24 protein-coding genes, 1 tRNA gene and 1 pseudogene are annotated in these 20,288 nt (G+C 56.4%); 10 read left to right on the forward strand and 16 right to left on the reverse strand.

The annotated features are described in order from the left end of the window. Window positions 1–89, forward strand: a pseudogene (locus tag AC2FL1_RS13015) (IS5/IS1182 family transposase); the annotation flags it as partial. Between the two features lie 549 nt (window positions 90–638). On the opposite strand, the gene AC2FL1_RS13020 reads toward AC2FL1_RS13015, so the two are convergent. Further along, entirely contained in the window at window positions 639–2,339 is a 1,701-nt protein-coding gene (locus tag AC2FL1_RS13020; RefSeq protein ID WP_496877220.1) for a patatin-like phospholipase family protein, read from the reverse strand. Between the two features lie 232 nt (window positions 2,340–2,571). Here AC2FL1_RS13020 and AC2FL1_RS13025 point away from each other — a divergent pair, with 232 nt between their 5' ends. From AC2FL1_RS13025 to AC2FL1_RS13050, 6 genes are all read left to right on the forward strand, one after another. After that, window positions 2,572–3,774, forward strand: a complete 1,203-nt coding sequence (locus tag AC2FL1_RS13025) for a tyrosine-type recombinase/integrase (protein ID WP_496877221.1) — start codon at window positions 2,572–2,574, stop codon at window positions 3,772–3,774. Next, the gene (locus AC2FL1_RS13030; protein WP_496877222.1) at window positions 3,693–4,367 is read left to right on the forward strand and encodes a hypothetical protein; all 675 of its coding nucleotides are present in this window, start codon (window positions 3,693–3,695) and stop codon (window positions 4,365–4,367) included. The genes AC2FL1_RS13025 and AC2FL1_RS13030 overlap by 82 nt, the downstream gene beginning before the upstream one ends. Window positions 4,368–4,468: 101 nt before the next feature. Next, window positions 4,469–4,693 carry a helix-turn-helix transcriptional regulator gene (locus AC2FL1_RS13035; RefSeq protein WP_496877223.1) on the forward strand — a complete coding sequence of 75 codons (225 nt, stop codon included), beginning with the start codon at window positions 4,469–4,471 and terminating at the stop codon, window positions 4,691–4,693. A 90-nt stretch (window positions 4,694–4,783) separates the two neighbouring features. Beyond that, window positions 4,784–5,767, forward strand: a complete 984-nt coding sequence (locus tag AC2FL1_RS13040) for a DNA-primase RepB domain-containing protein (protein ID WP_496877224.1) — start codon at window positions 4,784–4,786, stop codon at window positions 5,765–5,767. Beyond that, window positions 5,764–7,065, forward strand: a complete 1,302-nt coding sequence (locus AC2FL1_RS13045) for an AAA family ATPase (RefSeq protein WP_496877225.1) — start codon at window positions 5,764–5,766, stop codon at window positions 7,063–7,065. The genes AC2FL1_RS13040 and AC2FL1_RS13045 overlap by 4 nt, the downstream gene beginning before the upstream one ends. Window positions 7,066–7,200: 135 nt before the next feature. Then, window positions 7,201–7,497, forward strand: coding sequence for a hypothetical protein (locus AC2FL1_RS13050; protein WP_496877226.1), 297 nt, complete (start codon window positions 7,201–7,203; stop codon window positions 7,495–7,497). 314 nt (window positions 7,498–7,811) lie between these two features. On the opposite strand, the gene AC2FL1_RS13055 is transcribed toward AC2FL1_RS13050, so the two are convergent. Both AC2FL1_RS13055 and AC2FL1_RS13060 read right to left on the reverse strand, forming a co-directional pair. Beyond that, window positions 7,812–8,042 (reverse strand): hypothetical protein, encoded by a 231-nt coding sequence (locus tag AC2FL1_RS13055; RefSeq protein ID WP_496877227.1) that lies wholly within the window; start codon window positions 8,040–8,042, stop codon window positions 7,812–7,814. A gap of 308 nt (window positions 8,043–8,350) precedes the next feature. After that, window positions 8,351–9,700 (reverse strand): hypothetical protein, encoded by a 1,350-nt coding sequence (locus tag AC2FL1_RS13060; RefSeq protein WP_496877228.1) that lies wholly within the window; start codon window positions 9,698–9,700, stop codon window positions 8,351–8,353. A 159-nt stretch (window positions 9,701–9,859) separates the two neighbouring features. Between AC2FL1_RS13060 and AC2FL1_RS13065 the strand changes: the two genes are divergently transcribed. The 3 genes from AC2FL1_RS13065 (at window position 9,860) to AC2FL1_RS13075 (ending at window position 11,791) form a co-directional block, all read left to right on the forward strand. After that, window positions 9,860–10,072 (forward strand): hypothetical protein, encoded by a 213-nt coding sequence (locus tag AC2FL1_RS13065; protein ID WP_496877229.1) that lies wholly within the window; start codon window positions 9,860–9,862, stop codon window positions 10,070–10,072. A gap of 307 nt (window positions 10,073–10,379) precedes the next feature. Beyond that, window positions 10,380–10,667: a hypothetical protein gene (locus tag AC2FL1_RS13070; RefSeq protein WP_496877230.1), complete on the forward strand. Its 288-nt coding sequence runs from the start codon at window positions 10,380–10,382 to the stop codon at window positions 10,665–10,667. Next, on the forward strand, window positions 10,667–11,791 hold the full coding sequence (locus AC2FL1_RS13075; protein ID WP_496877231.1) for an ImmA/IrrE family metallo-endopeptidase: 1,125 nt from the start codon (window positions 10,667–10,669) through the stop codon (window positions 11,789–11,791). The genes AC2FL1_RS13070 and AC2FL1_RS13075 overlap by 1 nt, the downstream gene beginning before the upstream one ends. Here the strand turns inward: AC2FL1_RS13075 and AC2FL1_RS13080 are convergent. The 13 genes from AC2FL1_RS13080 to AC2FL1_RS13140 form a co-directional block, all read right to left on the reverse strand. Further along, entirely contained in the window at window positions 11,770–12,708 is a 939-nt protein-coding gene (locus AC2FL1_RS13080) for an alpha-glutamyl/putrescinyl thymine pyrophosphorylase clade 3 protein (protein WP_496877232.1), read from the reverse strand. The two genes, AC2FL1_RS13075 and AC2FL1_RS13080, sit on opposite strands and share 22 nt — an antisense overlap. A 10-nt stretch (window positions 12,709–12,718) precedes the next feature. Beyond that, window positions 12,719–13,681, reverse strand: a complete 963-nt coding sequence (locus AC2FL1_RS13085) for a thymidylate synthase (RefSeq protein ID WP_496877233.1) — start codon at window positions 13,679–13,681, stop codon at window positions 12,719–12,721. Between the two features lie 209 nt (window positions 13,682–13,890). Beyond that, complete coding sequence (locus AC2FL1_RS13090) at window positions 13,891–14,937, reverse strand: Shedu anti-phage system protein SduA domain-containing protein (RefSeq protein ID WP_496877234.1); 1,047 nt, start codon at window positions 14,935–14,937, stop codon at window positions 13,891–13,893. A 220-nt stretch (window positions 14,938–15,157) separates the two neighbouring features. Beyond that, a tRNA-Phe gene (locus AC2FL1_RS13095) sits at window positions 15,158–15,232 on the reverse strand. Window positions 15,233–15,311: 79 nt separating this feature from the next. After that, window positions 15,312–15,494, reverse strand: a complete 183-nt coding sequence (locus tag AC2FL1_RS13100; protein WP_496827092.1) for a DNA gyrase inhibitor YacG — start codon at window positions 15,492–15,494, stop codon at window positions 15,312–15,314. Continuing rightward, complete coding sequence (locus AC2FL1_RS13105) at window positions 15,491–16,513, reverse strand: ribonuclease E/G (RefSeq protein ID WP_496877235.1); 1,023 nt, start codon at window positions 16,511–16,513, stop codon at window positions 15,491–15,493. The genes AC2FL1_RS13100 and AC2FL1_RS13105 overlap by 4 nt, the downstream gene beginning before the upstream one ends. Beyond that, window positions 16,510–17,088 carry a Maf family protein gene (locus tag AC2FL1_RS13110; protein ID WP_496827088.1) on the reverse strand — a complete coding sequence of 193 codons (579 nt, stop codon included), beginning with the start codon at window positions 17,086–17,088 and terminating at the stop codon, window positions 16,510–16,512. Before AC2FL1_RS13110 ends, AC2FL1_RS13105 begins: the two co-directional genes overlap by 4 nt. Window positions 17,089–17,098: 10 nt before the next feature. Beyond that, window positions 17,099–17,317, reverse strand: a complete 219-nt coding sequence (infA, locus tag AC2FL1_RS13115) for a translation initiation factor IF-1 (RefSeq protein ID WP_005978431.1) — start codon at window positions 17,315–17,317, stop codon at window positions 17,099–17,101. A 70-nt stretch (window positions 17,318–17,387) separates the two neighbouring features. Next, window positions 17,388–18,284 (reverse strand): carbon-nitrogen hydrolase family protein, encoded by an 897-nt coding sequence (locus tag AC2FL1_RS13120; RefSeq protein ID WP_496877236.1) that lies wholly within the window; start codon window positions 18,282–18,284, stop codon window positions 17,388–17,390. A 24-nt stretch (window positions 18,285–18,308) separates the two neighbouring features. Then, window positions 18,309–18,902 carry a GNAT family N-acetyltransferase gene (locus AC2FL1_RS13125; protein ID WP_496877237.1) on the reverse strand — a complete coding sequence of 198 codons (594 nt, stop codon included), beginning with the start codon at window positions 18,900–18,902 and terminating at the stop codon, window positions 18,309–18,311. Then, window positions 18,895–19,293 carry a nuclear transport factor 2 family protein gene (locus AC2FL1_RS13130; protein WP_496877238.1) on the reverse strand — a complete coding sequence of 133 codons (399 nt, stop codon included), beginning with the start codon at window positions 19,291–19,293 and terminating at the stop codon, window positions 18,895–18,897. The genes AC2FL1_RS13125 and AC2FL1_RS13130 overlap by 8 nt, the downstream gene beginning before the upstream one ends. Further along, a complete protein-coding gene (locus AC2FL1_RS13135) occupies window positions 19,290–19,748 on the reverse strand; it encodes an arsenate-mycothiol transferase ArsC (RefSeq protein WP_144084117.1) in 459 nt (152 codons plus the stop codon). Before AC2FL1_RS13135 ends, AC2FL1_RS13130 begins: the two co-directional genes overlap by 4 nt. A gap of 3 nt (window positions 19,749–19,751) precedes the next feature. Then, window positions 19,752–20,231 (reverse strand): UPF0262 family protein, encoded by a 480-nt coding sequence (locus AC2FL1_RS13140; RefSeq protein ID WP_496827080.1) that lies wholly within the window; start codon window positions 20,229–20,231, stop codon window positions 19,752–19,754. Window positions 20,232–20,288: the final 57 nt, after the last annotated feature.

Genomic DNA, 20,288 nt, shown 5'->3' on the forward strand with positions numbered 1-20,288 from the left:
GGCGACGCGTCGCAACCCGCTACGACAGATGTCCGAAGGTATTCCTATCAGCCATCGCACTCGCCGCCGCAGTCATCTTCTGGCTCTGAAAATCAATGAGTCTGGAGCCTAGTACCGATTGATACTAGATACATGCCAAGGGTCCAAAATGGAGCGAGAGTTGGCAGTTCGTCCGCTCCTTGCAGCCCATCCAAGGAACCATATTGGCCTCCCAGAGGTCGAGAACGCGAACGTCTCACGAACAAAAAAGTCCCACTTTTACCCCAGAGCGAAAACGGTGGGACGATTTTGCCCCGTAACTCATTGATATTATTAATACTTGGAGGTGCTTTGGTGCCCGGGGGCGGAATCGAACCACCGACACGAGGATTTTCAATTGGTCTGTTGATCCAGGCGTGCTGTTTCAAGATTGCTCAACCTACAACGTAGCCGATTGAAATTCTTGATCTTTGTGCTTGGCAGATCGTCTCGACCGATCTCACGCCGGAGCATTCAAGCACGCTGCTCGTGCTACCCCAGCGATACCCACGGACGCCGAGCATGAGCGGCGAACGGCAATGCACTGAGGCCGCAGCGTGCGGGCACCTTGCAGTTACACCAAAACTGTTTCGTCTATCATGGTGCTCATCGATTGGTCCTTAAGTTGTCAGCCTTACTCGCGCCCCTTGGCCACTCTCGATGCCAGAAGCGTGCCACCCATACAAGGGCTTGTCATGGTCACATAGCACGGCCACCTCGGTAGGTAAGTACTCATAGTTACGAAATGGTTTAAGATCGACCGATTTTGGATCCTTTTGCACAGAGACACCGGCGTCCGTTGGGTTCCCACAAATGATCAAAAAAACGTTCTCCAAGTACCCCTTGACTGATCCTCCAAGCTGTAAGCCCAGAGTGTCGAACTTTTCCTTCGGATCGTTTAGATCTTTAAACAAGCATGGTGCAGTTTGCTCATACCACACGAAAAGAGCGTCCGCCTCATCATCGTCTATCGCCTCTTCGGCTTGACGAAGTGGCTCCTCAAGAGTCAAGACCCATTGATAGATCTGCCTGAACTCTCCAAAAACTGTAGCTTCTTTCAAGAAAGTTGCAGCTTCATAATTCACGTCGATGAAACTGCCATTCTTTCTTTTCTTTTTGACTTGCAGCAGAGGCGGGGTGCTCCACTGCCCATCGAGTGATGAAATACCTATCGGGTATTCCTGAAGTCTGAAATCCTTTTGCCTCGGTATTAGATGTGCTCGAATAAGGGAGTCAGGGCTATCACTGCCGTCTGACAAACCTCTCCTCCAGCATCGAGGCTTGGCGATCATGGCGGAGTACTTCACAGAAAAAGATTTGTCTTTGATCCTATAAAGAAGAGATCTCCAGTTCTGCGCCAGAAGCTGGCTCTGCGTTGGGGCAGAAGGAATTTCGCGCTTCGAAGTTTCTTCTGCTTCTGCCAACGCATGGAAACGTGCTTTCATCCAGGCCAGACATCGATTCCTAGTATCCTTATAAGAAGTAGATAAGCGAAACGTAGACGGCACATCCAGAAAGTCTAATGACGACAACTCTGAATTTACAGATAGTATATTGTCAGCGCCAATTTCTCGTTTAGCTCTCTCTACGCTATTATTTATTGAAATATCAAACAAATGCAATAGAAAGTCTTTAGCATTGGCGGGTGGCCAGTTCTTTTCGCTCGATCTAAGCGAAACTGCTAAGATTTGGCCGTATTTGTCACTGTCTGGGGTAAGGACTTCAACTGGCAAATTCTCACAAAGACCGCCATCTACGTATGCGTTGCGCCAATCTTTAACCTTATCAAATGAAGAAAACAGAAGTGGTATGTTGCACGATGCCACCAAAGCGTCCAAAAGTAATGCATCTCCACTGTCGTCTTCTGACGAGAAGTAGATAGCGCGCTCATCCGAAAGAGAGGCGGCACTTATAAAAAGAGGTATTTTGGCATCACAAACTCGGGCCTCTTTTGCAACGCCAAGACCATCGAGCAGAGCCGCCATGAAATCCTTTAGCAGATTTTCAGGGACAAGAGCTCTGCCGCGGTATATTTGCAAAAGCTTTTCACCATTCGCGATCCATCCTTTCTTCTTTAATTCCCGAACCTCCTCAGAATTTCTCAGCAGTGTAAGTGCGGGCTCAAGCATTGAAGAGTCGATTTCATTGACACGAATATCGAACGCAACCATCGCCGCAGCGACGGCCCCTGCGGACGTACCGGCAACCCGAGTGACTTGAGTTGCACCTTGCTCCCTGCACGCTTGCAAAGCTTCGACGGCCGCTGCCAACGCAGAGAGCTTCGCGCCGCCACCTTGGAATACAAACTGTGTTTTTGCCAAACGGACTTCCCCCAACTTGAGACAATACTCAATACAACTAAAGCCGTGGTCAAGCCACTAAGCACTGCCTAAGGGACGGCGCTTTCAAACTACGACGGTGAAAATCGAATCATCTATCGCGAGTGTATCCGTTGGCCGTTGGTATTGACGCCGTCACAACCCGATCCAAAACCCTGCAAACCCTCTAGGGTTGTCCCTGACGCGGCTCATCCGCCCATCTTATCATGGGCTTATGAAACGCAAGCTCACCACCAAGTTCATCGAACGCCAGAAGCCAGACCTGTCGAAACGTCTCGATTTCCGGGACGAGTTGATGCCGGGCCTGGTGCTGCGCATCAGCAAGTCCGGCACCAAGACGTTCTGCCTGCACAAGCGCATCAACGGCAAGATGCGCCGTCTGACCATCGGTCGGTTCGGCGTCGTGTCGCTGGCCGAGGCGCGTGAACGGGTGCGACAGGTTCTCTACGAAATCGAGACGGGCCGGTTCGAGGATCGCACGGGCGTGGAGGTCGAAACGAAGCCCACGCTAGGCGACGTGATCCCCGATTACATCGAGAAGCACGCCAAGGTTCACAACCGCGACTGGAAGCGCAAGGAAGCCCTGCTGGCGAAGTTCACCACACTGCACGGCAAACGGATCGACGAGATCAAGCGCGCCGATGTCGTGAAAGCCTGCGACGTGATCCACAAATCCGCGCCGGTCAGCGCGAACCGCGCGCTGGCCCATCTCAAGCACCTGATGGGCTGGTGTGTTGAACGCGGTATGATCGATGCCAACCCCATCGCGGGGATGAAACCGTTGTCGAAGGAACGGTCGCGCGAGCGCGTGCTGACCGATGACGAGCTGGGTGCGCTGTGGACGGCCTGTGACGCCGAAGGCTATCCTTTCGGGGATTGCATGAAGCTGTTGATCCTGAGCGGCCAGAGACGCGCCGAGGTCGCCGAAATGCGCTGGTCGGAACTCGACCTTGAAAAACGCCTGTGGACCCTGCCTTCGCAGCGCGCCAAGAACGGCAGGCAGCACACCGTCCCGATCACCGACGCGATGCTGGACGTGCTGCGCAAAGTGCCGAGGTTCCTCGGGTCGGACTACGTGTTCACGACCACCGGCAAGTCGCCCGTGTCGGGGTTCGGTCGCCTGAAAGCTCGGCTCGACAAGGCGCTGCCCAAGGGCACCGAACCGTGGATCATCCACGACCTGCGCCGCACGATGTCCACCAACATGGCGATGCTCGGCGTTCCCCAGCCCGTCACCGAAGCGCTGCTCAACCACAAGACGGGTGTGGTCTCAGGCGTGGCCGCTATCTACAATGTCTATTCATACGCGGACGAGAAGCGCGAGGCATTGGAACAGTGGAACCGCCATCTGACCAAGATGAGTCAGGGCCATTCGGATCGGCCTGCCGGAAAGATGTCGGCGCAATTCTCGGCCTGAAAGACGATCCACGCTTTCCAGATTTCTGGGAAAAGATCAGTGCATCGGGTAAGGTGAAACGCCGAGCTCTGCAAATGTCGCCGTCCGCCTTCGCGGTTTCGCCGTTCGACATGTCGGCAACGCAGCGCATCACTTGGCTGCAACGGAACGTGATGCATCCCGTTGAGAGGCTGGAAACCGCGCTGGAAGCCCCGAACAAGCCGCACTTTGTCCATTGGGAAGAGGAGTATCTGGGTCCTCGCGGCTCCTTCCTGCCGGAGGACATAGACAGCACCTTGGCCGGTCTAGCCGCACTCAGAGATCAGACTGAAGCCTTGATTGCGAAACTTCGTGTCGATCTCCGCATGAAGGTTCAGGCCAATGACGAAATCCGATTCAACATCGTCTATGATGCCATTCGGGACCTCCACGAATTCTTTCCCGAATTTCCACTGTCGCGGGGCAATTGGGACCCAGAGCACAAGCAGGTCGGGATTTTGCCTGACTACGTGCGGCGTGTGTTCTTGGAGACCACGGGGGGAGATGAACGGCTTGACGGCCCCATCCAACTCGCCCTCCAAGACGTCAGAAAATCCCAACGCAAATCGACCTGACGCTTTCAGGACCTTCGCTCGAAACGTGTCACGATCTGCGCCATCTTTCTCCTTGTCGGAGCGCTCCTTCGCAAACCCTAACTTGCTGAAGGAAAAGACAGATGAACATTTCAGACGGTCGCAAGACCTTGGCCACACGCGCTGACCTCAAGCGCCTTGGCATCAACGTGAGCAACACCACCCTGCTGCGCTGGGAGGCCCGTGGACGCTTCCCTCGACGCATCAGGATGGCCGGAACCAGCGTTGCGTGGTTCCTGTCCGAGATCGAGGACTGGCTCGCTGACCGCGCCGCCGAGCGCGCCCGCACGCATTACGCCGAATACTGACCGGCGACCACACCCCACCAATTAAGCGATCTGCGCGCGCCTGAGGGTGTCCATCACCTGTGGCGGCAGGGTCGCATGTCGGAGACGATCATGACGAACAAGAAAACCTATGTGCCCAACAAGCACCCCAAGAACACGGCCCGGATCTTCAAGGACCTTGATGACGACGCCGATGTCACCCGCAGCCAGTACCAATTCTTCATGGATATTTGGGATTTCTGGGAAGTGCCGAAAGGGACAGTCTATACCTTCTTGGGCTTCAAGAGGGTTTCGGACGGGAAATGGATCGAGAAGGCCATCAAGATAAGGAACGGCGCGTTTTCGATTGAGGTTTTCGACCTCCTTACCCAGTTCAATCGCTGGGACTACGATCAGTATTTCTGCCCGAACGCCTTCTCCAAGCCGCGCCGCAAGCGCCAGTATGCCCTGCCGACACGTTTCGGCTGGTGCGACATCGACGAGAGCGAACCCAACGCTTATGACCCGTGGCCGAGCTTGGTCTGGGAGACTTCGCCCAATCGGTATCAGGCGCTTTGGTCATGGGACACGTACCACGAACCAGACGAGGCCGAACGGTTCTCCAAGGCGCTGGCATATCGGCATGGTGGCGACAGGAACGGCTGGACGATCACGAAGATGCTGCGCCTCATGGGATCGGTCAACCACAAGCCCCAGTATGACGAACCTTATGTTCACACGGTCGCGTGTGACTGGACCAAAATTCGCGCTCGTCCGCTTGCCTTGAAGCGAGATCGAACAAAGCTGACGAGTCCTCTGCCCGAGGTAGATGTCGATCCGACCAAGTTCGACAGGGCCGAGGTCATAAGGAAGTACCGCAAGGACCTTCATCCAAAGGCGCGAACGCTTATGGGGAACCGAAAGGCATACGAGCCGAACCGATCTGCCCAGATTTTCCACATGATCGCCGCGCTACACGAGGCAGGCGCGTGTCATGATGAAATCGCCAGCGTGATCTGGCCGAACCCCTATTTCGTCGAAAAGCACGGCCATGACCTCGGCAAGCTCAACGAGGAAATCGCCCGTGTTATCGGCAAGCTGGGGGATGGCGCATGAACAAGCGATCCAATCCCAGCAGGCAGCGGCCTCAGCACCAGAAGGGTACGGCACGCCCAGCGAAACGGGCGGGTCGTAACGCGAAATCCCCGAAGGAGACTCCGACAAGAGCAAGGCGACCCGATAAGGTCGTCGCGTTCAAGGCCGGGGGCCGAAACAGCGAACTGACCAAGATTGCCGGTTCGCTAAGGTTTCGCGGACTAGCTGAGACCGCCATCGCGGGCGCGTTGCAGGCGATCAACGTGGCGGCGTGCAGCCCGCCACTCGACGCCGATGAGGTCGAACGCATCGCCGCGAGCGTCAGCGAGTACGAGGCTGGACACGAGGCAGCATTCGGCTGGTTGGGGGACGTAGAGGAAGATGATCCACAGTTCCTCGCATATCCCTATATCGTGAAGGGTGCCCTGACGGTTCTCGACGGGAACATGGGTCAAGGGAAATCGACCTTCACATGCGCAATCGCCGCCGCTGTCACGACAGGCAGGCCCCCGCCGTTCGTGGATGTCATCGAAAAAGGCTCGGTCCTGTTCATGTCTGCCGAGGACGACCCATCGCGCGTGCTGAAACCCCGCCTCATGAAGGCCGGGGCCGATGTCTCGAAGGTCCGATACCAAGAGGAACCGTTCACCTTGGATGAACGCGGCCTCACTCTCTTGCGGCTAGAACTCGCGGCGAACACGCCCGCGCTCGTAGTGATCGACCCCATCATCGCGTTCATGAAGGAGGGCGCGGATGGGAACAAGGCAACCGAGACCATGCACTTCATGGTGCAGATTGACCAGTTGGCCCGCGAGTTCGACACGGCCATCCTGATCGTGCGGCACCTGCGGAAAGCGCGGGCGGACCATGCTATGCACCAAGGTATCGGGTCGATTTCGATATCAGCGCGGGTGCGCTCAGGTTTGATCCTCGCGCCGCATCCCGACGATCCGCGCAAGCGTGCCGTTGCACATGCCAAATCGAACTATGCCGAGCCGGGGCCGACCATCGTCTTCGAGATGCAGAGCACTGGCCCCCGATCCCATCCCCACGTGATCTGGCACCCTTGCGACCCGGAATTGACGGTGGGTGACCTGCTGGCACCGCCGGACTCGGAGCGTGGGCGACCGCCCAAGGAACGGGAAACGGCCACGGGCTGGCTGGAAAGCGTCCTGCGCAAGGGGCCGGTCAAGAAGAAGGTACTGGACGGCTGGGCCAAGGAGGAAGGGATTTCACTCCCGACCCTTCGGCGCGCAGGCGATGCACTCGGCGTGGTGAAGTCGAAGGACGGGAAAGCCTCCGTCTGGTCGCTGCCCTGATCCGCGCCGCCACGATCACTTGCTCAGAAGTCACGCACGTGTGGGATTTTTGAGCAAGTGTTCATCCCCCCACGGAAAACCGCGCTTACGGGCCTTGTTGGCTCAGGCGTGTCACATAGCAAAAGGAAATCCAAAATGACCAAGCATGTCGAAATGCAGAACCGCCTGAAATCCGCGATCCAGCAGGCAATTCGGAACGAAGGCAAGGCTGAAGGCACCGACGAGGTGAACCTCACCAACACGGACGTTGTCGAGGCCCTGCTGGAGATCGCCGGGCTATATGCATCGCTGCATACGTTCGATACCTATGAACCCATCGACGTGGCGTTCAAGAATGCGATGACCATGAACCAGCACATTTATCGCTTCTTGAAACTCAGGCAGGAGGGGCGATTGCCGTTCGACGTGATCCCGCGTTCGAAAATCAACTAGACCCTACCAAGTCGGGCGGGGGCGGCTCAGAGCCGAAATTCTCGGCAGTCGATATGACCCCTCGTCTGCCCGCAGGGTGCGCGCCGTTAAAAAAACGCCTCCCCCCATCCCCCTGTGGTGGCCCTGTGACAGCGCCGCATCGGGCACCGCGCGGAACGCCTCGGAGCGACCCGTTGACTATCTATCAGTCTGTCGGATGTGAGCCGGACCCGAATTGCCGAGCCTTTTCATGCAGTCCGCAATCGCACTGGGTTTCGGTACCGCGCACCGGGTTCCACTCGGGTGGCAAACTGCTCGGACGGACATTCTATTAGTCATTGCTGCACCCACCCCTTGCGATGGTAATGTCGCAGCACGATGGCCCGGTTGAATAGGGGGAAGCCGATCCACAGACCGTTCAAAGTGAAGAACGACAAGATCGTCCACAGGAACATACCCTTGAACAGGTAGTAGAATGGGCCGAACAGGAGGCACCACAGGCGGTGCCAGTTGCCCAAGATGGTTTTCGTCTGGCCGTTGAAGGCCCATGTCGCGCGTATCGTCATTGCCGATTTCCTCTCTGGCTGGTTTCGATGCCAGCGCAATAAGATCAGGGACCATCGTCAGTCAGGGTAATTCCCGTGCCGACGAGGGAGACCACAGGGGTAGCCGTGACGAAGCCCCACGTCCGTGCAGATGCCGGGATGATCACCGTGAGCGCAGCGTAAAACGCGCCAGCCGGGTTTGCGACGGGATCACCATGCATGAGGCACGCCCCGGCGCTCCTGGCTCAACACAACGCCGCCGCGCGCGCGTTTCGCCCTCGATCCTCGGGGTTAGTTGCAGGTCGCGCCCGATTCCTCCGATTATTACTCTAAGCGTCAAACACGGCCGCCACAAACTCCTGCAAACTGTCAGCGATGCACTTAGATGTTATGAAACTTTCGGCTTCTTCTTTTTCATCCGAGATATATTTCTGCGCTGCTTCGGAAAGTTTGGGCGCGTCGGAAAATTTGCTCTTGGTAAGAGATTTAGCCTCAAAAGCATTCCAGTCTGCTGCTTCTTTGACAGCCGCAATAAGCTCAAAGGCGTCCTTGTTATCTATCAATTTTCCAACAGCCCGGTCTATTTCTTGAATGGACCCTGCAAACTTATTTGCCACATCAAAGGTCGAGGACCCTGCGTTCTTTTTCCACTTCGCGACAAGACTTCGGGACAGCTCGTCCTTCCCTTTCAGAGATTCAAAGAATACGGGTTCGTAGGGGTGTCGCTTTGAGACCTCTTCGAAAAATTCAGCGTAACTCTTTAGTATGAGGCTTTCTTCCAAAGATGTAGCTATTGATCCCATTTGCTTAGCAGGATGCGACAGCTTCGACGAAAGGCCTGTTTTTGAAGTCTTCGCGTGTTCTACTAGCAGCTTACAGACACGCGAATGGTCTTTTTTATTGAGGCCATCGAGCAAAGACCCGTCGGCAGAGATCATACGGCCAACAAAAGCAGCGTTGTCGTCGTCTACACAGCAAGGCACAACGACTTTCTTTCTTAACAGCTCCCGAACGTTTTCGAACTTCAGAGATGCCAAACCGACCAGAAACCTTTCCCCGTTCAAACTGGTTGTCGCATCAGAACTTGCTCGGGCATTCATGAGTTGATTAATTAAATACGGATACGCCCTTTCGTGCAGTCTTTTTATCTCATCTTCAGTAATTTCCTCAATATCCGAAATTTTGCTTGTTGGGAAGAAGTTGGAGCTACTCAGGCCCTCAATCAAAGAATCTACAGCGTGAGTTGTTTTGAGCAGACTTTCTGAGAGAAATTCTTTAATCACAACTCGAAATACGAATCTTGCTTCTTCAGCGGATGCATGTACGCCGGAAGGGTGAGCCGCTTTGTTCCTCAAGTCTCGAACTAGGTTGAGCCTTTGATATTTCTTCTCCTCAAGTAAGCCCTTAGCCTTTAGCTGGTCAGCCATATAGCTCTCGAAAACTTCTTGATTGCCAGCACGCTTCTCAACGTCTTGCCATATCTTCTTCGCGTCGCTGTTTACCTTAGCAAGCTCAGAGAGCTTTCCGCGAATGTCGTCAAAAAGTGCGATGTAGCTCATAACGATGCAACCACGGTACGCGCCACCACTATAGCACGCGATTGCTTCGCGCATGTAGTCGACAAAGTCTTTATTGCTGATTTCGCTCAGCAATTCCTCCATATCAGTCAAGCCGGCCATGAGTTTCTCTAAGAGTGCAGGATACTGTTCGGACGTTCGCGCAACACGCACGGGCTGTAAAGCCCTGTTCGATTTCAAATTTCTAGTTCATAAGGGTTATCCCTGACACGCTCTGACCTTGCGTCTTATCGATCTGCATCAGCAACTTAGGAGATCGACATGACAGATATCGTGACGCTCAAGGCCATCTGCGACGAACTCAAGATCGACCCGCGCGAGGCCCGCGAACGCCTGCGCGCCGCCGCCAGCGACGCCAAGGCGAACCCCGAACTGGCGAAGGCGAGGAAGCCACGCACCCCGTGGCAATGGGTGAAGGGTTCTGCGGCCGAGAAGCAGGCACGCCGCGCCTTGCAGCCGAAGAAGCCTTCGTAGGGCTACCCAACACATCAGGGAACAACGAGAGGGGCGCACATCACGCCCCTTTCCTTGGTGAGGGCTGGCGTTCAGTCTCTCATAGACGCCAATATTACCGAACAGATCGGTGTGGCAGATGTCGTCAGCCAATCCTAACCTCACGACAGTTCGCTCGTGACTTTTGCGGCTAAGCCCGCTACACCCACTGCATGTATGACTGCTGGGAAGATATCGTAAGAGACGCGCCTTCCAAGGCTCCATTTTGTGCAACTTTTGGGATGCTGGATCCTTGGAACCGACTTTTTCGAGCAAGCTCATGAGGGACTTGGCAACAGAACCCAAGAAAGCCTACCGTCACCTCGGAAGTGAAAACGGTCAGGCGTTCATTGGTTTGGTGGCGGATTTCAGGGCGGCGTTCTTTGCCGGTGACGTACCTATGGGACCGCTTTCAGCGACGAAAGTCGAAGGCACCTTTGAGTTGGACTGGTTCGTATCCACTGGCTGCACACTGAAGACGGTGATAGCTGCATCCGGCGCTGGAGACGAAGCGTGGAAAGATGCTCATCGAATCCACCTGAAAGCTATCGTAATTGAAGGGGAGGTGTTTGCTTGATGTTTGAACCAAACTGGGCTTCCCCACCGGGCGACACAATCGCACGGCTGGCGGCGGCTGGAAAAACATCAATTCACGAGTTGGCCGAACGCATCGGGTTCGAAGAAGACTTGTTTTCTAGAATAATGGAAGGGCGCGTTGTGATTTCCGATGAAATCGCAGACGCCCTATCTTCGGAGCTTGGTGCATCACGCCAGTTCTGGATCGAACGCTATAAACAGTTTCTGGGCGATAGAGCGCGGCTTGCAGGTTCTGCGCCAACCGAAGAGCTGTCTAGGTGGGGGCAGTCGTTTCCAGTTCGAGCCCTCCGAGAACTCGGTTGGCTGCCGAAAGGCTCTCGCGGTGAGCGTCTATCCGAGGACATCCTGAGCTTTTTTGGATGCGATAGCATCAGCGGTTGGAACGAGCGGTACTCCGCTGGGATTGGCCAAGTTGCATTTCGAACATCTTTTGCCTTTGAGACCGACGAGATGGCGACTTTGGCTTGGCTGCGTATCGGAGAGATGCAAGCTGAAAACCTGACCTTGGCGAAGTTTTCCGCGAGTAATTTCAAGAAACGTCTGACTGAGTTGAAGAAGCTATGTGCGCTCAAGCGCCCCGAGTTATTCTTTCCAAAACTGCAGCAAGCTTGCGCTGAGGAAGGTGTTGGTCTGGTAAGCTCGAAGGCCCCGAAAGGTTGTCGAGCGAGCGGTGCCACTTGGACATCCCCAAACGGCAACCCGATTATCTTGCTAAGCTTTCGCTATTTGAGTGAAGACCATTTCTGGTTCACTTTTTTCCACGAGGCCGCACACGTGGTTCTGCATGGCACTGACCACATTTCGGTGGATGGCGCTGATCCGTCACCGCTAGGCGCGTCTGTATTCGAAGATGAAGCTGACATTTTCGCTCAAGATACGCTTGTTCCGGCTGACTTGCGAGATGAGATGTTAAACGCAATGCCGACCCGTCCTCATGCACGGAGAATCGCTCGTAAAGCCGGGGTGACACCGGGCATCATTGTCGGACAGCTTCAAAAAGCTGGGGCGCTCCAGCAGCACCAGTTTAATGATCTAAAGCGCCGTTACAAATGGGAAGGGAGCACTAAACTGCCGGTCCTTTCTCAACCTCGGAAATACTCGTAAACATCAGGGCTTTTTTGCCAATTGCACAGGCTGTCTTCGATCACCTGTTTTCCCACGCCAAGAACCCCGTCCAAGGCATCAACGCGAAGCTCCAAGGCTCTACCGGTAATGTGATGGTCGCGATCACCGAAAAACAGTAGCCGTGCCCCTGCGAGCGGTCCTGTTGCCTTATCCAAGTAGACGCTGCCTGGTGTAATCGGAGCAAGCTGAAGTTTGCCGAGCATCGTAAGGAAATCGAACCTTCCGAGGCGTCCTCCACCGAAGCCAAACACCCCCTTCATGGACTTGTAGAGAGCATCGAAAGCCGCTTGGGGTTCCTGACCGACACTTGCATGTGTCGCGATCATTCGATCACGAAATCCGCCGAACTCAGTCTGCCACTCATAGTACGTGCGAAACGTCTTTGCTATGGCTTGAGGTTTCTTACTCTGAAATTTGCGGTGGTTAGAAAAACTACCCGAAATGCTGGCGTCCGCCAACCGGCCAGAGTTTGCGGCCAACATGTTCTCGAACCCTGCAGGGGCTGCAGCATACCGTGCGAACGTCCAAACTGGTCCCACGCCAAACGAACCATAGACATTTGCAGCCAGCTTCCATTCGTCTACCGCGTGTTTTCCGAAATGGGTGAGGACGAAAGTTAACCAGACCGCTTCGTCGAGTTGTCCGCTTCTCTGAAAGTGGAGCGCCCCTCGTACGGGGTCGAAAATACCAGAATGCGGATCACACCTCGCCGCATTCACGCTACGCATCAACAAAGTGTCAATATATGAAATTCGACGTAGGCTGGACACGATCTGTTGCGCCCAGCACTGTCTCCGTTGAGCAGTCGCGATTCCGGGAAGGGGGCCAAGCTGAGCGTCAAGCTGTTCAATTTTTCCAATGAACTCATTTAGTCTGTCTTTGTGGATGCCGTTCATGCCTTGCACCTTAACCTGCGTTCTCGAATAGGTCTCGAACGGGCGATTGCTTTCTCTGCAGCTTGTCGCGAATATATATTTCGTAGATCGGCGAAATTTCCTTCATTGTCTTCACAATTCGGCGCAACTCGGGTCTTTCAGTTGTAAGGTCATCGCCGCGTTTCCGCATGTCTTCAAACATCTTGTGAATTCTAAAAAGTTCAATGAAGTCCTTCCAGTACCGCGCGAGGTCTGTCGGCGCGGTATATTCAATGTTTCCGCCCCTAATTTCCCGCTCGGCGATCTTCACCTGTTCGATGTCCGGCCAAGGGTTTCCCGAGGGCATCTCAGGCATTGGGCGAGATTCATGAAAGCCTTCTCGATAATAGGCCTCAGCACCGGACGTTGAAGTGTTCGCAGGACGATCTTTCGTTGCTGCGCTGTCATGGTATAGATGTAAACTTGTCACTGAGTGCGTGTACCTTCCCAATCCGTAGCCAAGTTCACGAGCCGCTATCTCTTGCAGCATTGTAAATGTAAAAATGTCATGGGGAAGCCCGAAGAATGCATCATTGGAACGCATATGCGTGTGCATCAACAACTGCCCGTTCCTGACCGCGAACTGAATGGTGCAGGTGCATGGCTTGTCTCCGTTCTTCGGCTTTGCATCGGAGTTGGCGTAAATCTGGATAAGTGCGTTGCGCGAGCCTTCTCTTTCCCGGAGAGTGCGGATCACCCGATCCCACTGACTCGTTTCGTCTCGCTTTTCAGATGCCATATCGCCGAAAATTCTTGGTCCGTAGGCCCCATTCGCCGTTACTTCATCTTTAATCAGCTTCGGGTAATTGGGGATGTAGTGTTTGATGAACTCGACGCTATCACTGCCTGCCAAGTACCAAAATAACTCGCCGAGTGGACTGAAGGCTTTAGCTTTCGAAAACGACCTGCTCAGCCGCGCGCGCGGGTTCTTAAGCTCCAAGAGCGCGCCGAACACCTCGGTGCTTCTACCCTTGTTGGAGTCGACCTCAAAATTCCCACGCCCTGATAGTAGCTGCTTGAAAACAGTTCTCAATAGGTCGTCTAGGCTATCCTCGCTCGCGTGAAACACTGTCGTTCAACCTCATCTGTCGGTTGAATGTCTGCCTTCTACGATACGCTTTCAAGAGCAAGTTCAAGTTTCATGCGCTCAGCCACATATGCGGGCTATGTCATGCGCTGAACGCTTACTACCACGCCGTGCTCGGAGACGTTCTTGGATATTCTCTCCGCTCGTTCAAGCAACCAGTCAAATCCAACGACTTTTACCCGATGGCGGGCACCATTGAGTGCCGACAAGGTCGCCTTTTGCTCGGGTGTCAAAGTGCTTTCCAAACCGACGACAACCAAACAGTCTGGATCAGAAAATCCCGAAAAGACATTTTTCACAGTTCCGATATGACTGAGCATGTAATTCCGGTAGTCTGTTACTTGATGTTCGGCGTGGGTGACTTCTGCAGAAGGGTGTCCAGCCCGAGTAATAAGCGTTTTCGCAGGGCATTCGATTTCAACAACCAGATAACTTCCGTCCGAACGCTTTACAACGAAGTCAGGCTTTCGAGAGCCAAACAAGTTCGGTTCCGGCCATACCTCAATTGCCATTGGATCCAATAGCTGAGGGTTGGTCTCTAAGAAACGCTGAAAAGCAGGTTCATCATTTGGGCAAGTTGTGATGAGTTCGCGGAAGTCTTTCAATACACGATCACCAATTGCAAGCCATCGACTTGATGCTGATCGGATAAGCTCGACGGCAGCACCATCGTCCCTGAAGCTTTGTTTTTGAAGTACTCCACCGATCAGACTAGCAACGTCATCTATGGCTTCCACAGAAAGCACCAAGTCAACTAAAGCCCTTCGTGCTGCTTGCTTGACAGCAGACGGCAATTCACCTGAAACCGTTATCTGGTCCCAGAGATCTGTCGAAGCGCCTAGTTCTATCCTCGTCGGTCCCTTTCCCGCCGCCGCTGCCGATAGGATATCAAAAACTAATGTACGATTGGCGTAGCTTTCACTCTCCGAGAAAACGCGTTTCAGTTCCTCCACGCCTGCATCTCCCCATGCAAGCAGTGCAGTTCCTGCAGGTTCTTTGAACTCCCACTTGTATGTATGACCACCATAGTCGTCAGCAAACAGCCGTCGAACGTGTTCAATCGCCGTATTGCCTCCATCGTCCATACAAGCCGTCAGGAACTTATGAAGCACCTGTAGGTCCATTGGGGACGAATAGAACTCGTCGATAGCGTCTTCTAGCAAGCTGGCGTCCTATGCTTTCCGTCCATTGTAGCAGCACAGGCAAGCGCATCTAGCAAAAATACCAAGGTGGGACGAACTCAAATTCATCGAGCAATGCTACCCAAATGATACCCACGTCAAGTTGCGCAGACTAACGGCTCTACGTACGATACGGTAGATGCTTGATTTTATTCGGCTTTAGTGGTGCCCGGGGGCGGAATCGAACCACCGACACGAGGATTTTCAATCCACTGCTCTACCCCTGAGCTACCCGGGCACGGGAACGGCGTCTGCCGCTGGGTGGAGGCCTTCTAGGACGTGGCTGAGGCGGTGTCCAGAGGCTTTTTCAAGTTTTTTCAGTGCCGCAGCTTGGCCTGAGTTTCGGCCTCGTCACCAAGGGCTTCGTCTTCCTCTTCAGACGAAGACGGGATCGCGTAGGACCCGTTCAGCCACTTGGCCAGATCAAGGTCGGCACATCGTTTCGAGCAGAAGGGACGATAGGCGGGAACGGTCTCGGACCCGCAGATCGGGCAACTCATGACAGCGCCTCCGACACCGGCACCCGGCCGCGCTTGCGTTGAAGCTCGTAATGGCCCAGAGGGGTCCAGCCCGCTAGGGTCGTCTCTACGCTATCGGCCTTCAACGCGGCCCGCAGGGCGGCTTCGAACCCGCGCCTGTCCTTCTTGGCCATAGGCGCCAGATCCAGCGTGATCTGGCCGCCCAAGCCCCGCACGCGCAGGGCGCGCGGCAGCAGTTTCGCGCAGGCAAAATTGGCCTTTTGACCCGCCGCCAGCGAGGTATCGCTGCCGGTATTCACATCCACCGCCACAAGCGCGCGGGTGGGCTGGATATAGAGGTGGCCGCCGCCCGGCAGTGGCTCGGCGATGCCGCGCACCTGCTCCAGCGCGTCGAGCACGCCATGATCCTCGAACCCGCCCGCCTCGGTCACCACTTCGGCCGGATCGGTCCAGTCGCGCCAGGCCAGAACATGCGGTCCGTCGCCTTCGATCAGGGTCTCGCAACCTTTGCCGTCATCCTCCAGCACCTGCCGGGCCTGAGAGATCATCGCCTCGATATCCTCGGCAATCACCTCGGCCGCGACCTCGGCACAAGACGAGCGCAGGATCAGGCCAAAGCCATGGCCCTCCATCACATCATGAGCGATTTCCAACAGGCGGTCTCGCTCGGCCTCATCGCGGATGCTACGCGATAGATTCAGCCCCGGCGCCTCGGGCGTGACGATGGAATAGCGACTTTTAAACAATAGCTTAGCCGTAACCGGTATCGCCTTGCCCGGCTCCGCATAGCCGGTGACCTGCACCAGCAGATGGGCACCGGGGGCCAGCCCCTTGACCTGGCGCAGAAAGGCCGGGCCATCGGGGGTAGTCAGGAACATGCCGCCCTGCCCCTTGACCGGTCGATCGGCGCGGGCGCGATAGATGGTTCCGGGGGGCGGCGCATCGCTGGCGATCAGGAAATCGTCCAGCTGGCCATCGACCATCAGGGCCGCGGCCTCGCGACCTGCGACATGGTCCAGAACAATGGTACGGCCCTTCATATGTCACCTTTGAATTTGGGATGACCCGCAGCAGCCAGCAGGGCGGCGGTTTCGGCCAGGGGCAGCCCGACGATTGCGCTGAACGAGCCCGAGATCCAGGGAACGAGCGCGCCCGCCGGGCCCTGAATGGCATAAGCCCCTGCCTTGCCCTTCCAATCGCCGGTGGCGAGATATCTATTCACCTCGACATCCGAGAGGCGCTTGACCTTGACCTGGCTCACCACGTCCCGCTCCCACAGGCGGTCGCCACGTCGGACCGCCACAGCGGTGATCACGCGATGCCGGCGCCCGGACAGCGCATGCAGGAACTCGGCCGCCTCTCCCGCGTCTGCCGGTTTGCCTAGGATACGACGGCCAAGCGCGACGGTTGTATCGGCGCAAAGCACGATATCGTCCGGCCCGGCCTCGACGGCGGCCACCTTCTCACGGGTGATGCGGGTGCAATAAGCGCGGGGCAACTCGCCCTTGGCCGGAGTCTCGTCGATCTCGGGTGGGCGCACGGCATCTGGCGTGATGCCAAGCTGCGCCAGCAGGTCCAGCCGCCTTGGGCTGCCCGATCCGAGAATGAACGCCATGCGAAAGGCGTTACTTGAAGCGGTAGTTGATCCGACCCTTGGTCAGATCATAGGGGGTCATCTCGACCTGCACCTTGTCGCCAGCCAGAACTCGGATGCGGTTCTTGCGCATCTTGCCTGCCGTATGCGCGATGATCTCATGGCCGTTTTCAAGCTCGACCCGGAACGTCGCATTGGGCAGGAGTTCCTTCACGACACCGGGAAATTCGAGCGTATCTTCCTTGGCCATGTTGTCTCCATCATTGCGTTTAGCCCGCGGAATCCGCAGGCACTGGCGCTTAAATGCGCTCATTTCCCCCCTAATTCAAGGGTGCTTTTGCGCGCAGGCAAGAGTTTGTGACCGAACCGACCCGCCCGTCCTGTTCGACCCAATGGCTACGGTTCAGGACACCGCCATCGGCACGTACATGGGCGATGGCTGACAGGTCGACCTCGGCATAGGTCCATCCAGGCCGGTTCATCTGCCCTTCGGCCAGAATGCCGGTGCCGGGAAAACCCTTGTCAGGCGGGCCGAATATGCCGCCCATGCCGGTATTGCGGTCCACCGCCTCGGACCAATCGTTGTCACCCACAAGCGAGGACATGACGGTCACGCATTGGTTTTCCAGAGCCCGCGCCATCGCGCCGATCCGCACCCGGCTGTATCCCGCCAATGCCTCGGTACAGGACGGGACCAGCAGGATATCGGCCTCGGACAGAGCACGGCCCAGCAGGGGAAACTCGCTGTCATAACAGATCAGAATACCGATCCGGCCCAGAGCGGTATCAAACAGTTTCAGCGGCCCGCCGGGTGCGATGTCCCAATCCTCGCGCTCGAACCGGGTCATGATCTGTTTGTCCTGATGGTCACGTCCGCCGTCGGGCGTGTAGAGTTCCGCCCGGTTCACCGGACGACCTGCACCGGGATCAACCGGCGCCGACGCACCCAGGATATGCACGCCATGTTCAGCGGCCAGTTTCAAATGCAGGGCGGCGGCGTCTTCCATCCGCTCGTTGACCGCGCGGATCGACCCTTCGAGGTCGGCAGCGACCGCAGGCCCGGCCAACGTGCTCAGCTCCATGGCGCCGTATTCAGGGAAGACCAGCAGGTCGGCCCCTTGTCCGGCGGACTCGGATACCCAATGGGCCAGCTTGTCCTCGTATTGCGCCCAGCTGTCGAGCCAGTCGAGCGGATAGGCGGCGGTGGCGATTTTCATATGTCAACCTTCCAGGGCATTGGATCAGAGATCCCGTATCCAGAATTGCAGCGGCTTGTCGGTCTCGTGGTCCTGATCCAGGTCTTTCCAGCTGAAATGCGCCACCGCTCCAGGCAGTTTCTCGTACCCCCGCGCGCGCCAGAACGCGTCGAGCGGGCGATAGCTGTCGGGCTTCAGCGGGTGATCGGCGGGGCGCTGCACGCCGCAAAAGGCGCATTTCGTAAATCCCAACGCGCGGGCATGGTCCTCGCGCAGGTCAAAGAACCGATGCCCGACACCATGGCCGCGATATTCGGGCAACAGCACGGATTCGGCGCAGTAGAACACCTGCTCCAGCGCCAACCCGCTATCGGCAAAGGCGGCGGCGAAATCGTCGGCATGATCGGCCAGCGGCATGCCGGTCGAGGCACCGATCAGCCGGTCGCTGTCAAAGGCGCCGACCACGATGGCCCGGTCGCTGTTGCGATAGGCCTGCAGATAGTCCCGCTCATAGTCCAGGTCGCCGTCATAGAGATAGGGCCAGGCGCGGAACACCGTGATCCGCAGCCGGGCGACATCTTCCAGCGCGGCGTTCAGCGCCGCGCCGGTCAGCACCCGAACCTCGGTCACCTCAGCCATTCGAGACCTGTTTCACCCAATCGGCCAGGTTGTAGAAGGTTGTCACCCGCGAGATCTTGTCACCCGTCAGCGTAAAGAACGACCCCGCAGGCAGGCGATAGGTCTGGCCATGCGCCTCGAGCAGGCCGGAATCGGTTTGCAGATAGGTCCCGTTGACGATGAACTCCGCCGCCGCGCGGGTGCCGCCCTCGGCCTCAAACACGACGATGTCGGTCAACAACTCTTTGTAGCAGCGGTTCATATGGGCGCAGAATTCGGCGAATTTCTCTTTGCCAACTCGGATTTGCCCCTCGTTCACGTGATGGGCCACGTCGTCGGACAGGCAGTCCAGCATGCCCTGTACATCGCCTGCGTTGAAGGCGTCGAAATAGCGTTTGACGGTCTCGCTCATGATCTCTCCGTTGGCTCTCCCCAGCGCTCTTTCAGATGTTTGATGATCTGATCGCGGGTCTGACGATAGTGGTGTAGCTTCTCCGCCCGCGTCTCACCCAGTCCGGTAGGGTCCATAATTGGCCAATATTCGACATCGAGGTGAAAAAAACGGGTCAGTTCCAGCGCCCGGCGCTGGCTGGCGGGCGACAGCGCCACCACCAGATCGAAAGAGCTGAGGTCGTCACCCCATTCCTGCATCATGTCGAAGGATCGCGACCGGTGGCGCGCCAGTTCGACGTCGATCTCCTGGCAGACGGCGATGCAGAACCCGTCGATTTCCATGTCGTTATGAACACCGGCAGATTGCACATAGGTGCCGGTGCCATAGAATTTCTTCATGATGCCTTCCGCCATGGGCGAGCGGACCGCGTTGTGGTCGCAGCAAAACAGGACCGACTGCGGAAGCGGATGCACCATTCAGCCCCCGAAATGCAAAACGCATATCAGGGTGAACAGGCGGCGCGCGGTGTCGGTGTCGATCTCGGCCTTGCCCTCCAGCCGTTCCTGCAACACCCGGCTGCCCTCGTTGTGGATGCCGCGCCGGGCCATGTCGATGGTCTCGATCTGGCTGGGCGGCAGGGTCTTGACCGCGTTGAAATAGCTTTCGCAGATCTGGAAGTAATCCTTGACCACCTGGCGGAATGGACCCAGCGACAGGTGGAATTCTGCCGCCTTCTCTTCGTCCTCGGTCTGGATATCAAAGACCAGCCGCTTGTCGCGGATCGACAGGTTCACCCGGTAGGGTCCGTCTGGCACCACGCGGTCGTCGCGTGCCGGAAGGGCAAAGCTGTTCTCCTCCAGCAGATCATAGATCGCGACTTTGCGCTCCTGCTCGATCTCGGGCGTGGGCGGGGGAAGGTTGCTGTCATCCAGCTCGATATGAGAAATACGGCTCATCGTCACGGGTGCCTGTTCGATAGATCGGGACAGACCTACACCATGGGTTTGCGATGG

The sequence above is a fragment of the Ruegeria sp. YKSF070 genome (assembly GCF_059612725.1).